Source organism: Rhizobium sp. CECT 9324, assembly GCF_918741265.1.
Lineage (GTDB): Bacteria > Pseudomonadota > Alphaproteobacteria > Rhizobiales > Rhizobiaceae > Allorhizobium.
Map to the genome: position 1 here is coordinate 421,248 of NZ_CAKKMZ010000002.1, position 14,871 is coordinate 436,118.

Annotated in this window: 16 protein-coding genes; 8 read left to right on the top strand and 8 right to left on the bottom strand. The window is 57.4% G+C overall.

Going from position 1 to position 14,871, the window contains the following annotated elements; translation table 11 throughout:
* Positions 1 to 43 precede the first annotated feature (43 nt).
* On the bottom strand, positions 44 to 1,294 hold the full coding sequence (locus LQ231_RS21925) for a sugar ABC transporter substrate-binding protein (RefSeq protein ID WP_230173936.1): 1,251 nt from the start codon (positions 1,292 to 1,294) through the stop codon (positions 44 to 46).
* A 138-nt stretch (positions 1,295 to 1,432) separates the two neighbouring features.
* Here LQ231_RS21925 and LQ231_RS21930 point away from each other — a divergent pair, with 138 nt between their 5' ends.
* The 5 genes from LQ231_RS21930 (at position 1,433) to arsB (ending at position 4,933) form a co-directional block, all read left to right on the top strand.
* A complete protein-coding gene (locus LQ231_RS21930; RefSeq protein WP_230173937.1) occupies positions 1,433 to 2,398 on the top strand; it encodes an AraC family transcriptional regulator in 966 nt (321 codons plus the stop codon).
* 64 nt (positions 2,399 to 2,462) lie between these two features.
* Entirely contained in the window at positions 2,463 to 2,795 is a 333-nt protein-coding gene (locus tag LQ231_RS21935; RefSeq protein ID WP_113140002.1) for a metalloregulator ArsR/SmtB family transcription factor, read from the top strand.
* A 16-nt stretch (positions 2,796 to 2,811) separates the two neighbouring features.
* The gene (locus LQ231_RS21940) at positions 2,812 to 3,339 is read left to right on the top strand and encodes an arsenate reductase ArsC (RefSeq protein ID WP_230173938.1); all 528 of its coding nucleotides are present in this window, start codon (positions 2,812 to 2,814) and stop codon (positions 3,337 to 3,339) included.
* Positions 3,336 to 3,770: an arsenate reductase (glutaredoxin) gene (gene arsC / locus LQ231_RS21945; RefSeq protein WP_230173940.1), complete on the top strand. Its 435-nt coding sequence runs from the start codon at positions 3,336 to 3,338 to the stop codon at positions 3,768 to 3,770. Before LQ231_RS21940 ends, arsC begins: the two co-directional genes overlap by 4 nt.
* 83 nt (positions 3,771 to 3,853) lie before the next feature.
* Entirely contained in the window at positions 3,854 to 4,933 is a 1,080-nt protein-coding gene (gene arsB, locus LQ231_RS21950; RefSeq protein ID WP_230173942.1) for an ACR3 family arsenite efflux transporter, read from the top strand.
* A 156-nt stretch (positions 4,934 to 5,089) separates the two neighbouring features.
* Here arsB and LQ231_RS21955 read toward each other — a convergent pair whose 3' ends face one another.
* The 6 genes from LQ231_RS21955 to LQ231_RS21980 form a co-directional block, all read right to left on the bottom strand.
* Positions 5,090 to 5,584, bottom strand: a complete 495-nt coding sequence (locus LQ231_RS21955; protein WP_356637196.1) for a response regulator — start codon at positions 5,582 to 5,584, stop codon at positions 5,090 to 5,092.
* Between the two features lie 54 nt (positions 5,585 to 5,638).
* A complete protein-coding gene (locus LQ231_RS21960; protein ID WP_230173944.1) occupies positions 5,639 to 6,682 on the bottom strand; it encodes a sensor histidine kinase in 1,044 nt (347 codons plus the stop codon).
* Complete coding sequence (locus tag LQ231_RS21965) at positions 6,679 to 8,121, bottom strand: ATPase domain-containing protein (RefSeq protein ID WP_230173945.1); 1,443 nt, start codon at positions 8,119 to 8,121, stop codon at positions 6,679 to 6,681. Before LQ231_RS21965 ends, LQ231_RS21960 begins: the two co-directional genes overlap by 4 nt.
* A 212-nt stretch (positions 8,122 to 8,333) precedes the next feature.
* The gene (locus LQ231_RS21970) at positions 8,334 to 9,329 is read right to left on the bottom strand and encodes a GlxA family transcriptional regulator (RefSeq protein ID WP_230173946.1); all 996 of its coding nucleotides are present in this window, start codon (positions 9,327 to 9,329) and stop codon (positions 8,334 to 8,336) included.
* Positions 9,330 to 9,591: 262 nt separating this feature from the next.
* Positions 9,592 to 10,242 carry a TetR/AcrR family transcriptional regulator gene (locus LQ231_RS21975; protein WP_230173947.1) on the bottom strand — a complete coding sequence of 217 codons (651 nt, stop codon included), beginning with the start codon at positions 10,240 to 10,242 and terminating at the stop codon, positions 9,592 to 9,594.
* Positions 10,243 to 10,413: 171 nt separating this feature from the next.
* A complete protein-coding gene (locus LQ231_RS21980; protein WP_356637626.1) occupies positions 10,414 to 10,764 on the bottom strand; it encodes a hypothetical protein in 351 nt (116 codons plus the stop codon).
* Between the two features lie 158 nt (positions 10,765 to 10,922).
* Between LQ231_RS21980 and LQ231_RS21985 the strand changes: the two genes are divergently transcribed.
* From LQ231_RS21985 to LQ231_RS21995, 3 genes are all read left to right on the top strand, one after another.
* The gene (locus LQ231_RS21985; protein ID WP_230173949.1) at positions 10,923 to 11,570 is read left to right on the top strand and encodes an alpha/beta family hydrolase; all 648 of its coding nucleotides are present in this window, start codon (positions 10,923 to 10,925) and stop codon (positions 11,568 to 11,570) included.
* A gap of 137 nt (positions 11,571 to 11,707) precedes the next feature.
* Entirely contained in the window at positions 11,708 to 12,694 is a 987-nt protein-coding gene (locus LQ231_RS21990) for a 3'-5' exonuclease (RefSeq protein ID WP_230173950.1), read from the top strand.
* Between the two features lie 146 nt (positions 12,695 to 12,840).
* On the top strand, positions 12,841 to 12,987 hold the full coding sequence (locus tag LQ231_RS21995; protein ID WP_113140012.1) for a DUF1127 domain-containing protein: 147 nt from the start codon (positions 12,841 to 12,843) through the stop codon (positions 12,985 to 12,987).
* A gap of 523 nt (positions 12,988 to 13,510) precedes the next feature.
* Here the strand turns inward: LQ231_RS21995 and LQ231_RS22000 are convergent.
* Complete coding sequence (locus LQ231_RS22000; protein ID WP_230173952.1) at positions 13,511 to 14,761, bottom strand: D-amino acid dehydrogenase; 1,251 nt, start codon at positions 14,759 to 14,761, stop codon at positions 13,511 to 13,513.
* Positions 14,762 to 14,871 lie beyond the last annotated feature (110 nt).

Here is a 14,871-nt window from a genome sequence, read left to right on the forward strand (position 1 = left end):
GATGGGCGCGCCCGCAGGCGCGCCCGGTGATCACTGACGGGATTCAGAGCTTGCGGGCGAAAGCCTCGAGCTCGCCGAGCGTCGCCTTGATGTCCGTGCGGCTGCCGGTGATCAGTTCTTCCAGCATGATGCCCCACTGGTTGCCCAGTTCCTGCCAGCGCGGATCCTGCCAGAAGGTCACCTGGGTGTGGCTACCGGTGGCTGCCATCGCATCGGCCAGATTCTGGCCGAATGTCGCGGCATATTCGGGGCTCTGGTAGGTGCTGGTACGGGTCAATTCGCCGGGCTGGCCAGCGGCGAGACGACGGGCTTCCTGCTCTTTCGAGGTTGCCCAGGCGACGAACAGACCAGCGCAGGCCTTGTCTTCCTCCGTTGCATTTGCCTTGGCTGCAATGGCGAAGCCGTGGGCATAACCACCACCTGGCAGGGGCGTCGGCGGAACGGAGAAGGCGACCTTGTCAGCCACCTGGCTCTGCGCCTTGTCGACAGACATGCCGCCAAGCGGCGCGGATTCGACGATGATCGCAACCTTGCCAGCCCGGAAGGCGCCGGTCGATTCATCCCACGATCCGGTCTGCGTGCCCGGAGCGGAGTATTTGAACAGGTCAAGATAGGCCTGGGTCGCCTTTACTGCCGCCTCTGAATTGAAGGCGGGTTGACCGTCCTTGAACCATTCTCCGCCATTTGCCTTGAACAGCGGCATCCAACGCCAGACATTGGCGCCAGATCCGCGTTGGCCGCGCAAAGCTGTGCCGTAGACGCCGTTGTCAGGGTCATGCAGCTTCTTGACGGCCTCCAGATACTCATCCCATGTCTTCGGTGGCGCGATGCCCGCCTTTTCAAGAAGATCCGTTCTGTAGACCATAAGATCGCCGCCGCCCTGGACCGGTGCGAACCACTGCTTCCCATCATAGGTGGCTGCGGCACGCATGCCGGCATCAAAGTCATCGTAGTCGTAGTCGGCCGGGTAATAACTATCCAGCGGAACGATCCAGCCGGAGGAGGCGAACAGGGCAAGATTGGCCTCGTCGACGTAATAGACCTGAAAACTGCCCACCGTGGATGCATCTGCCTGAGATTTTGCCCGGCGATCGTTTTCATTCAGATAGCTGATTTCAAAACCTGCGCCGGACAGTTTTTCGAACTCGTCGACATAGCCTTCGAGCAGGGTCAGCCCGTCTCGGGGCTGCGCCAAGATGCGCAGGTCTTCGCTGCATTGGGCAGCCGCAAATGCATTGGATGCTGCAAGCAATGCGATCACCGCGCAGCCAGCGCGGAGCGTGTAATTTGTCATGATTTCCTCCCTCGAACGGCAAAACTCCCTTGCCGTCTACGGACACCATTCTGCGCGCCGACCCGGTAAGAACTAGATTGCCATCGACACAGAACTGATACTATTTTGACAAAACTGATCCTTGGGATGGAGATAGCTATGCGAATTGCATCGGATTTTCCGCAATCGATTTCCGACACCTACACGGCCACTCGCGAGCAGATTATTCTGCCGGGGGGGATGTCCTACCTCATCAGGCGGGATGACTACCCCAATCCCATCTGTATCTGGAACTATCATCCGGAATGGGAAATCCATTTTATTCCGGACGCTCAGGGTTTCGCTTATGTCGGCGATTTCATTGGCCCCTTCAAGCCGGGGCACCTGGTGCTGACCGGCACAAACCTGCCCCATAATTGGATCACGCCGGGCGCGCCCCAACTCAAAGGCCGTGATCTTGTACTGCAGTTCGATGCCGAGGCTTTGATCGGCGTGCGAGCCGTCTGCCGGGAATTTGACGTTCTTCACCGTCTCAAAGATCTTGCCCAGCGCGGCGTTGAAATATTGGGCCCGGAGGCACTCGAGATCGGTCGCAAGATCCTGGACCTGCACAATCAAAAGAGTGCTGGCGGTCTCGGCCGCTTTATCGAGATTCTCGAAGACATCGAAACCGCACCGCAGAAGCGGCTCCTTGCCAGCGAGCACTTCATTTCCTCATACAATCAGGTTTCCGACCGGCGTCATCGGCGCATCGACAAGGCAATCCAGATCATGCAGTCCAGCCCCGGCACCCAGATGCACGAGGTAGCCCAGCTTGTAGGGCTGGAGCCATCGGCATTTTCCAGGGCTTTTCGCAGAATGACGGGAATGAATTTTTCCAGCTATAGCCGCTCGGTCAGGGTGTGGCGCGCACGCACGCTGCTTGCGGAATCCGAGATCTCTATTACCGATATCTGCTTCGAGGCCGGGTTCAACAACCTGTCAAATTTCAACCGCTACTTCAGGCTGGAAACCGGGCTGACGCCGCGTTCCTACCGTATGGCCGCCCGTATTCGGGGCAAATCGGTGGTGGCAGCGCAGGCCATCTCCGAAGCGCAGTACAATGCCTCGGTCCCCGTGACGTAATGGAGTGAAAGGCAAGTGCAACAAGCGTGCTTGACGATTTCTATATTTCCAGTAATCTAGATTTATGGATCAAGAAAACGCCATCCTCGCCCTGTCCGCTCTTGCGCAGTCTACTCGCCTGGAGACGTTCCGCCTGCTTGTTCGCCATGCGCCCGACGGACTTCCCTCGGGCGATATCGCGCGTGCGATTGATGTGCCGCAGAACACGATGTCCACGCATCTGAACATTCTGTCTCGCGCCGGTCTCGTCACCTCCGAACGTCGCAGTCGCGTTGTTGTCTATCGTGCGGAAATTACCCGTGTCAGTGACCTCACGCTGTTCCTGATCAAGGATTGCTGCGGTGGAAATGCTGAATTATGTGCTCCGCTGATCGCCGAGCTTGAACCCTGCTGTTAGGCTGAAAAGGTTTGCCATGACCAAGACGACGTTCAGCGTGATGTTTCTCTGCACCGGAAACTCTGCCCGATCGATCATTGCCGAAAGTGTGCTGCGTAAGGATGGTGGCGGTAAATTCAATGCATTCTCGGCGGGCAGCTATCCCAAGGGCGAGGTCAATCCGTTCGCGCTTGAGACGCTGTCAGGTCACGGCTATCCGGTCGATGGGCTGCGCTCGAAAAGCTGGGATGAATTTGCAGCCCCTGGTGCGCCCGAGCTCGATTTCGTCTTTACGGTTTGCGACAACGCCGCGGGTGAAGCATGCCCGGTCTGGCCGGGGCAGCCGATGACGGCGCATTGGGGCGTCGAGGACCCGGCTGCGGTTGAGGGCAGCGACGCCGAGAAGCGCGTCGCATTTGCCACGACACTGCGCTACATGAAGCTTCGTATCGCCGCTTTTGCTGCCCTGCCTGTCGAAAGCCTTGAGCGCCTCAGCCTGACGGCCAAACTTCACGATATCGGTCAGATGGAAGGCTCGACGAACCGGAGGCCGGACGTCGCATGAGCCATCCCATCGATATCGTCATTTATCACAATCCCGAATGCGGAACCTCGCGCAATACGCTGGCGATGATCCGCAACGCCGGCATTGAGCCGCATGTTGTGGAATATCTCAAGACGCCGCCGTCGCGAGCGTTGCTGGAGCAGTTGATTGTTCGCATGGACATGCCAGTGCGCGACCTTCTTCGCGAAAAGGGTACTCCCTTTGGCGAACTTGGCCTCGGCGAGGCATCCCTGAGCGATGGCCAATTGCTGGATGCGATGATGGAGCATCCGATCCTGATCAATCGCCCGATCGTCGTCACCCCCCTCGGCGTCAAGCTGTGCCGGCCGTCGGAGGCCGTGCTCGATATCCTGCCGTCGGAACAACAGGCGGCCTTCACCAAGGAAGATGGCGAGGCCGTTGTCGATCAAGCCGGTCGCCGCATCATCTAGTCGAACGTTTACAAAAGGCATCCGTGTCACCGCAGTCTTTACGACACGACTGCGGACGATGTGTCTTTGCCAAGGAGAGCGCCATGCGTCCCGAAGAACCAATCCTGCGTCTGTCCTTCCTCGATCGATACCTGACGCTGTGGATATTTGCAGCCATGGCCATTGGCGTACTACTGGGCACCGTATTCACCGGTCTGCCTGCAGCGCTGAACAGCCTTTCGGTCGGATCGACCAATATCCCGATCGCCATCGGCCTGATCCTGATGATGTATCCACCTCTGGCCAAAGTCCGCTTCGATGAACTGCCACAGGTGTTTGCCGACAAGCGCGTTCTGGCCATATCGCTGCTGCAGAACTGGATCATCGGCCCGGTGCTGATGTTTGCCCTCGCCGTCATTTTTCTGCGCGACTATCCTGAATACATGACCGGCCTGATCCTGATCGGCCTTGCGCGCTGTATCGCCATGGTTCTTGTGTGGAACCAGCTCGCCAGAGGCGACAACCAATATGTCGCCGGGCTGGTCGCCTTCAATTCCATTTTCCAGATCCTGTTTTTCAGCGTCTACGCCTGGTTCTTCCTGACCTTCCTGCCGCCGCTGTTGGGCCTCGAAGGCAGCGTCATCGACGTATCGGTCTGGACCATTGCCGAAGCCGTTCTGATCTATCTCGGCATTCCGTTCCTGGCCGGCTATCTGTCGCGCCGCATCCTGACGGCGACCAAAGGTCGGGACTGGTACGAGAACGTTTTCCTGCCGAAGATCAGCCCGATCACACTGGCGGCCTTGCTTTTCACGATCGTTGCCATGTTCAGCCTCAAGGGGGGCGATGTGGTGCGGCTTCCGGGCGATGTAGTGATGATCGCCATACCGCTGACGATCTATTTTCTCGTCATGTTCCTCGTCAGCTTCTGGATGGCAAAGTCTGTCGGCACCGATTACCCACGCACAACAGCCGTTGCCTTCACCGCTGCCGGCAATAATTTCGAGCTGGCGATTGCGGTCGCGATCGCGGCGTTTGGTCTGGCTTCACCGGTCGCGTTCGCCGCCGTGATCGGTCCGCTGGTCGAGGTGCCGGTCCTGATCTTGCTGGTGCAGATGGCGCTCTGGATGGGCCGCAGGTATTTTGCAAGGACAGCGGGCAAGCCTGTTCCCTCGAACCTCTAGGCAGTCGCAATGTCGTATCGAACGGTGCTGCAGCGGAAGCGTGAGAGAGACTGGGCCTACTCGTGGGGTGAACAAGTAATGTGCACTTGGCTTAGACGATGATCGAGATCTCGTCCTGTGAAACCATCCTTGATGCTGGGCACGCTTTCGACCGTGTCATGCGGCCAACATTTCAAGCATTGTATTTGCCACACGAGCGTGATCGTACGGTTTGCTGAAAAACCGGCCCTCGATCGGTAAAAGTGTGTCACTCAGGTTGCTGTGGCCGGATGTTACGATAATTTTGATCGGCGGCCAACGGTCTCTGACTGCAATCGCGAGCTTCAGGCCGTCCATGCTGCCTGGCATGTCGATGTCGGTGAACATCAAGACAATGTCCTTGTTGACGTCCAGAATTTCGATGGCCTGGTCAGCGTTTGACGCCTGGAAAACGGTAAATCCCTGGTCCTCTAGCGACATCACGATATCCATGCGCAGCAGAACATCATCTTCTACAACCAGGACCGTCGGTTCTTTACGCGTCAACATCACGACATTTACCTTCTGCGCTTTATGCCAGTGTTTTTTAGCCACCTGGAATAAGACGGTAACGCGCGTGATCTTGTATTGATCCATTGAAAGTTGAGGATTATCAAGTCGCTTCAATAACATGTTGCCGCCGGCATGATCACGCCTTACTTAACGTGACAGCGGCTGTACGGCGCACTACGCCTCCGGTGTGATCCGGGAAAGCGGACCGTTGGCACCACAGCGGAAACCCTCTGGAGCAAAGACGATTTCAGGCGGTGATCCGAACAAGGAGATGAAGGCTGAACGAATATATCGCGTGCCGTAGCCCTGTCGCGACGGTTCTCGCACGGGCGGTCCGTCAGCCTCGATCCAGTTCAAGGAAAAATCCGGCCCGTCCGTTGGCAAGATCGACCAGCTGATCCGCACAGTGCCCTCCGGTTCTGACAAGGATCCGTATTTGATCGCATTTGTGATGAGCTCATGCAAACACAACGCAATTGTGGTTCCTGCCTCTCTGCTGACGATCAGCTCCGGGCCATTGACTTCGATGCGGCTGACGCCGCCCTTGCTGTAGGGGGAAATCGTCAGTTGAATGACGTCGGACAGTGAGACTTCTTCGCCACCAGCCTCGAATACGGCAGAATGGACGTTGGAAAGCGCCTGCAGGCGGCCGGTGAAGTCGCTAGCCAGGTTGTCTACAGTGTCGGCGCCGCGTCGGGTCATCTGGAAAATCGATGTGACACTGGCGAGAATGTTTTTGACCCGGTGATTAAGTTCAAGCCTTAACTCCCGTTCCCGCTCGATTGAATCGCGCACTTGGCGTTGGCGCAAACGTACCAGCAGGTTCGAATGAATGGCATTCACGAGTTCCAGCGGGCTGAGGGGGCGTGTGTGGAACAGCAGCCGGGACCCGGGCCAGGAACGCTCCAGTTCATTGCGAATTCTCGCAATTGGCGCGCTGCGCTCCAGCAGGATGATGATCGGCACCTCCGACCAGTCTGCCTGAACGGCGAGATGTTCCGCAATCCGGGCGACAACGTCCGGATTAAGAGCCTCATGGGTGATTGTGATCAGCCCGGGAGACAGGGCAAGATAAGGAACAAGATCCTCGTCCATCCTGACGGCCTTCACCGCGACCTTCTGCTCCCGCAGGAAAGTAGCGACATAATCGGCGTCCTTGCGAAAGGGCGCCAGCACGAGCACCCAGTCCAGTTCGCTGTCTATCGTGCCGGCATTCATCTCTGATCCGGCAGCGGGTTGTAAGCGACCACGCTGACACTGCCGCTTTCAATCAGCAATTCTTGCACATTGAGGTCGTGCGGGCCATGACGTTTCTTGACGACGGTGATATTGCGCCTCAATCGACCCTCATGCTCGACAATGCGCAGCAGCAACACTGTGTCGCCGAGGAAGCTGACATCGACATCGATGCTGACGTTCTGACCAATCAGACCATGCTGCGCAACGATCAGCATGGTCAGCACGCCGGATCGGGCAAGATATTTCAGCAGTGACTGGATATCCCGGACCGCTTTTTCCCGATGCGGCAACGAGTTCAGGTAGCCGGTGAGACTGTCGATGACGACGACCCGCGCCTTGTCTTGCGTAACTGCATTTTGAACGATTTGCCCGAATTCGCCCGGCGATATTTCGTTGGGATTGAAATCTCGGAGGATCAGCTTGCCGTCCTTGTGGTACTGCCTGAGCTCCATTCCCAATCCCTCTGAACGACGGAAGAAGGTTTCCAACCGCTCCTCGAACAGAAAAAGGGCTACATTTTCTCCCCGTGCAAGTGCTGCCGCGGCGTAGAGCGATGACATGGTCGACTTGCCCGTTCCGGACTGTCCGATCACCAAAGTAGTGGTCCCGGCTTCCTGGCCGCCTCCGAACATATCATCGAGCGCTTCAACGCCGGACTTTATCAGTTTCGGTTTCGCGGTTTCCGCAGCCGTGCTTGGCATGATGCGCGGGAACACCACAACGCCTTCACCCTCGCGAATAGCCATGTCGTGGTAGCCATCGGCAACTGGAACGCCGCGCATCTTCGAGACGTCGACACGGCGTCTGACGCCACCATATTCCTCCAGCGATTTATCGAAGCGGATAACGCCGTGGGCCAGACCTTCGACTTCTTCCCCGGTGCTGTCATAGCCTGCGGACTGCGTATCCAGGAGCAGGGCAACGACATCTTGCTTCGCCAGGAACGACTTGAAGCCGATCAACTCCCGCCGAAACCGTGGTGAGTCGCCGGTAATCAGCCGGATTTCGAGAAGAGAGTCGTAGACCAGGCGACGCGGTTTGTATTTTTCGATCGCGGCCTCGATCGCCTTGCGGGTCTCGTCGAGGCGAAGATCGGCAGTCAGGAATATAGTTTGGTCGTCGGCCTCGTTGACTGTTCCGGACGTCGAGAGTTCCTCTACACGGATCCCGTCAAGCGTCCAGCCGTGAGACGCAGCAATGGATTCCAGCTCTGTGGCCGTTTGCGACAGCGTTACATAAATACAGCTTTCACCAGCCTCCACGCCGGCGCGCAGAAATTGCAGTGCGGCTGTCGTTTTACCCGAGCCGGGCGCGCCCTGCAGCATATAGAGATTGGATGCGGGAAGGCCACCGCGCAGAATTTCGTCAAGGCCCGCAATACCTGTGCTGACAACCGACGGCTTTTTTCGTTTGGCCATGTTCTTCTTCCGCTACGCCACTCTTCACAATCTGATGAGACCGTCGGTCCCGAAAAGAGATAATCGAGGTGTTATATGGGTCCGAGGGGAACATCAACAAGGCTGAGCCGTCCGGCCGAGGAACCTGAGTGCCAAACGGTTCTTCGCCGCGTTGCACGCTTCCCACGTGAGGGAGGCTATGGGCTCACCGGCAGACGAACCTGACGGGGCAGCTAGTCCGCCATGGAAGCGCGCAGTTGGGTCGGCGTCTGCCCAAATGTCTGTTTGAAGGCGCGCGAAAAATGAGATGCATTTTCAAACCCAGTGTCCAGCGCGATTTCGATCAGCGGCGCTTTCGATTGAAGGAGCACCTGCTTGGCGCGCTCCAGGCGGACCCTGCGATAGACCAGCGCCGGTGTACTGCGGGTTTCGCTGAGGAACAGCCGTTCGAGCTGTCTTCTCGACAGGCCGACCGACCGTGCGAGTTCGGGTATCGTAATCGTCCCCTCGATGTGACGGTCCATCATGATCAGCACGGCCCGAATGCGCGGATCTTCCGACTCGATCGAGAGTGGTCTGCGGGGTTGGATCTCAAGCGCGGTCCGCGCCCGTTCGATCTGGAGAACCTCAAGCGCATTGCGCGCAGCGTCATGGCCGATATGACGCTGGACGATTGAGGCTGCCATGTCGGCAGCACTGCTGCCGCCGGCGCATGAACCTCGCGTCCGATCGAGATTGAAGATCCTGTCGGAGCGAACCTGATGGTCGGGGAAACGGTCGCGAAATGTCTGGTAATGCAGCCAGCTGACACAAGTCTGGTGCTGTTTCATCAGGCCGATCTCGGCGAGGATGAACGAGCCGGTGCAAACGCCGATCAGCCGGACATTCTTGGCGGCTGCAGCTTTGAGGAAATTCACAGTATCCTGGTCGATCGGGGTGTCGCTGTTCAAGAGGCCGCCGACCACGACAATGTAGTGAAACTGGCTCGGCTCGACAAAGTCAGACGTCGGCGCCACTTTGACGCCGCAACTGGACATGATCAGATGACGGGTGCTGCCGAGGACCTCCCAGTCTGCAAGGACGCGGCCCGATCTGTCGAATTCATCGCTCGCAAGCCTCAGCGTGTCGACGAATAGCGAAAAAGCAGAAAGGGTAAAGGACTTGGCCAGGACGAAGCCGATCTTCAAGCGGTCGACAGGCGCGTTCGTATCGGAGGGCTTTATAGTCACGTCGATCAATCCTGCCTGAAGTCACTGTCCGCGCCACTCTATACGCGCCATCCCGATCTGCTTCAACACGCGGCTGGACGGGGTGCGATCTTTGATCCTTGGATCGGCTAGGCGCCGCTGGCCGTCCTTGCGTGGCACCGAGCCGTTGTGCTCCGAGCGATTTTGCCCGCGGGTGAGAGGTTTCAAGACCGCAGCTGATAGCGGTATATGGCTTTATCGGCAGCGCCAATGAAACATCCGCGTCTGGTCTGGCACACAGCCCTTATGATGGCTTAGTGCCGCGGACAAAAAGATCAATACATAGAACGAGATGGCGCCTGCGGTCCAATCTGGTTTTGAAGTCACCACGCTGGGGACCCATTGCTCCAAACAGCATATCCATCAGGATCCGGGCGCAACCCAATGGGTCCTCAATCACCAGCTTTCCACGTCGGGCCTCCGCCGCCAGCCAATCGGCAAGATTCCGGCGGGAATGTTCCAGGCCGTCACGCCGCAACACCTCGGCGATCTCCGGAAACTGCGCACCTTCGCGAATGACGATATGGATGAAGGCATGACGCTCATTGTCTGCTTCTTCGTCGATGTCGATCATGAAGATTTTTTGCAGCACGACATCAACCGGCGCATCTTCTTCAGAAGGGCGGGGAAGATCGAGCATCATCTGCCGGTGCGCGGCGACGACGGCGAGAAACAGATCCGATTTGGAAGGAAAGAGACGATAGAGGGTCTGCTTTGAGATCCTGCATCGTGCCGCAACTATATCCGTCGTCGTTCCGGAAAAGCCGAGTTCCACAAATGTCTTGCGCGCCGTGTCTATAATGATCGAGCGTCGGTCAATGTCGGAATGTGTTTTCGGTCTGCCCCGTTTCCGCTTTGTGAGGGGCTGTCCTGTGGTTGTTTCGGAGTCGCTCATACGCCTGTCATAGCATCAGAGTGACGATCATCCAGCCGGAAAATTAACAGTACTCAATGGTCCGGAATTGTCGCGGGACCCAAGTCTGGTTTTCCGTGTTTTTTGGTAGCGGATGCCAATCTCTCGAGTAGCTGGAGCGCCTCGTCCGATCGCTCCAGAACCCGCAATCAGTCACACATAAGCCGTGCGATCACCGAATTCTGCAGCCTCGTCGAAATTGTTGGTGCCGATCCGTTCGTTCTCGCCGGACAACTCCTTTGGAGCGTCTTCGGTTTGTGTTGGCTTTGCCGTCTGGGTGGCGCTGCTTTCGGTCGCGCTGATTTTTGCAATCTTGGACTGCAAGGTTGCAATTGCCTTCTCGAGAGTGGCCTTTTCTTCTTCGTCTGTCGTTTCTGACAGGGAGGCCTGTTTTTCCGCCAGTTGCGCTTCGAGCGATGAAAGGTCATCTGCCGAGCTCGATGAAGAAGACGATGAGGTCATTATGCTGGTGGCAGAACTTGAAATTGCACTGACCATGAGAATAGCTTTCTTTGATGGAATAAACTCGTTCTAAGGTGCAATGGTTACCAAGTCCTTAAATACGGTACTTATAGGTACATTTTTGTTCTGGCTTCGCGGTATGAATTGAATGTCGCGGCGCCGGTCCGAAACGACGCGCATGCAAACCTTACGGGTGGTGAATGACGAATTTTCTGTTTGATGGCCCTGTTTCAGCCGAAGTCACGATCTTGCTGGCCCATGGGGCAGGCGCACCGATGGATTCCGTATCGATGAATGCGATGGCAAACGCGCTGTCCGCGGTCAGCTTGAGGGTGGCGCGCTTCGAATTTGCCTATATGGCGGCAAGGAGAACGTCGAATGCTCGCCCGCCGCCTCCGCGCGCCGAAAAGCTCATTCCGGAATATCGTCATGCAATCGAGACGCTGGAGCCGAGTGGGTCGCTGATCATTGGCGGCAAATCCATGGGCGGCAGGGTGGCGAGCATGCTGGCCGACGAAGTGTTTGACGCTGGTCTCGCCACCGGTCTGCTTTGTCTGGGATATCCCTTTCACCCGATCGGCAAAGCTGAACAATTGCGTACGGCTCATCTTGCGTCGCTGAAAACGCCGACACTGATTGCCCAAGGCAGTCGGGATCTCTTCGGAACGCGTGAAGAGGTGGCGTGCTACGACCTGTCGCCAAACATCGAGATGCTCTGGCTTGAGGATGGCGATCATGACTTGAGGCCGCGTAAAAGTGTTTCCGGATTCTCAGCCGCGGGTCATATGGAGACGCTGGCGAAGGCGGCCTCGATTTGGGCGGGCAGAATTGCGCTAAGTCGTCACTAGGTCACCAGGGACGTATGCCGTCGGCCTACGAAGGCCTTTCAACCGCGGATCCATCGCCGGGTTCCTTGCTCACGTTGCAGTGGATCTGCATGATCGCCGTCGTGACATCGGAACGGCCTCGGCACATACAATAGGCAATGACGAATCAATTCGATATGTTTTCGCATCAGGCAGATGTCGGCCAGCGCTCCAAGCAAAGTGGTGCCAGCCGCTCCGTTCTCAACAAGCATCAGCCGTCGGTTCTTCCGATGAGCGAAGAGGCAATGGTTCGACATCTCTCTGAAACCGGCCGCTATCGCCTGCTGAAGAAGCTGGAACCGCGGCCGGTTGCATCGGTTGTCCGCCCCGAATATCCGTTGAGCGGCGTTATTCTCGATACAGAGACAACTGGTCTGAATGCGCGCAAGGACGAAATCATCGAGATTGGCGTTGTTGCATTTACCTTCGATGACTGCGGCCGCATCGGGGATGTCACGGGCATCTATGGTGGCCTGCGGCAACCCAGGACGCCCATTCCATCCGAGATCACAAAGCTCACCGGTATCGATGACGACATGGTGGCAGGGCAGTCGATCGATATGGCGGCATTGCAGGCCCTGATCGATCCGGCCGATCTGGTCATCGCCCACAATGCAGGTTTCGACCGTCCTTTCTGTGAGGCGTTTTCGCCGATGTTCGCCGCCAAGGCCTGGGCCTGTTCGAATGCAGAGGTCGACTGGTCGGCACGCGGCTATGAAGGAACAAAGCTCGGCTATCTGATCAATCAGTCTGGATACTTTCATGAAGGCCATCGGGCAATCGATGACTGCTTTGCCTTGCTGGAGGTCTTGTCTCGTCAGACGAAGATCTTGCCGCCGGCCTTTGCCGAGCTTTACCAGACCAGCCAACGATCGCGTATTCGGATCTATGCCGAAGGTAGCCCCTTCGACATGAAGGATCATCTCAAGGCACGCGGCTATCGCTGGTCCGACGGGACAGATGGGCGGCCTAAGTCCTGGTGGATCGAAGTTGCGGAAGAGTTTCTTGATGACGAACTTCATTTTCTCCGGACCGAGATCTATCGTTATCCAGATGCCGATCCTCCAATGAAGCGCTTGACCGCATTCGATCGGTTTCGAGGTTGAGCATATCTGCGCCATTTGCATGGCTGCCTTGCGAGCGCGTCACTTTTAAAAGGGCAGGGCGATCTCCATATCTTGGCTATCGAAACGACGTTGGAACTGAAGCAAAGGTTGCTGGCGTCTAAGAGACCTCACGAAAGGGGATCATCATGAACGTCGCCCGCTCCTTTAACAACTGGCGCAAGTATCGTCAGACAGTTGCCGAACTTGGCCGCATGTCGAGCCGCGAACTGGCTGACCTCGGCATCAATCGTGCCGACATCCACAATATTGCCCGCGGAACTGCCGCTCGCTGATGGCTGCCGCTTTTCTGATGTGATGTCCACGACGCCCGCTTTAGACGCGGGCGTCTTTGCGTTGGCGATTTCTCTTTTCTCGCATTGGGTGTGCGTCTGCTCTGGCTGACCGCTGCTGGCTTGTTGCAGGCATTTCCGCCCAGCGATCCTCTCGTTTTCAGTGCCATCATTTTTGCATGGCTGCAGTGCAACAAAGCGTATTTTATAAGCACGGCGATGCTGTATGTTGGTTTTCAACGAAGCGATGCACCTCCTCCCGCAAAGCTTCGTGTTTCAGGCGACCCACTCCTCCTCCCAGGGGCGCCTGTAGGAACAGCGGCACTCCTCCTCCCAGTCGCTGTTCATCAATTCGAAAAGCCTGCCGCACCTCCTCCCGCGGCAGGCTTTTTCGTTTGGGCATACTTCGAGGAGGCGGCCTGCTCCGCCGGACGGCATCGTGGGTTTGGCAATATGCAACCGAATAGCTGGTAGCGCTTTCGCCCTCCTAGCGTCTGCAACGCAAACAGTGGCCCACATTCTGAATTCAGCCGTAGCGACTGATCGCGAGATCCGTAGCGTCGATGTCCGGCGAGCGACCACTGACGAGGTCGGCGATGACCCGTGCAGAGCCGGAGCTCATCGTCCATCCGAGTGTGCCATGGCCGGTATTGAGAAACAGGCCCTTGACCCTGGTCGCGCCGATCACTGGCGTGCCGTCCGGTGTCATCGGGCGCAGACCGGACCAGAAGGTTGCCTTCGACATATCGCCACCGGGAAACAGGTCGCTGACCGAGTGTTCCAGCGTGCGCCTCCGCGCATGGCCGAGATCATTGGTATAGCCGGAGATTTCGGCCATGCCGCCGACACGAATGCGTTCGCCCAGGCGCGTGATGGCGATCTTGTAGGTCTCGTCCATGACGGTGGATTCCGGCGCGCGTGATGCATCGGTGATCGGAATGGTCAGCGAATATCCCTTGACCGGGTAGACGGGTAGGGAAATACCGAGCGGCTTCAGGATGAGAGGGGAGTAGCTGCCCAGAGCCACGACGACGGCATCAGCGGTGAAATTCCCCTTGTCGGTGACAACGGTTCGAATCTGCGCACCATCGGCGTCCAGACCCTTGATGTGGTGGCCATACGCAAAACGGACGCCCAGCGCTTCAGCGATTGCGGCCAGTGCGTTGGTGAATTTGAAACAATCACCCGTTTCGTCCTTCGGTGTCATCAACCCACCGACGATCCTGTCGCGTACGTGTGCAAGTGCCGGTTCAACGCGGACGCAACCATCGCGATCGACCACTTCATACGGGACGCCGTCCGCAGCCAGGGCTTTGACGTCCTTGGCCGAGGCGTCGAGCTGTTGCTGTGTGCGAAACAGCTGGAGCGTGCCCTGCATGCGCTCGTCATAGCTGATACGCGTTTCGTCACGCAGTGCGGCAAGTGACAGGCGGCTGTAGTCGGCCAGTCGCAACATGCGGCTTTTGTTGATCGCATATCGGTTTGCCGTGCAGTTCGACAACATCTTGATCATCCACGACAACATGGCGGCGTCGATTTTCGGACGAAGGATCAGCGGTGCATGTTCCATGAGAAGCCATTTCATCGCTTTCATCGGGATGCCGGGTGCGGCCCATGGCGAACAATAGCCGAATGACACCTCGCCGGCATTGGCAAAGCTGGTCTCAAGGGCGGGGCCTGGCTGCCGATCGATGACGGTGACGTCATGTCCGGCTTTCGCCAGCTGATAGGCAGAAGTCACGCCGATGATGCCGGCGCCGAGGACGATGACTTTCATGTGGTCTCCACGGGCGAAACAAAGTTCAGCAATAGCGCCGATATGAGCGCAAGGCGAGCCTTGTCGTGGCCTAAAACATCGATCAAGCAAAACGATTTGACCGGCGAATA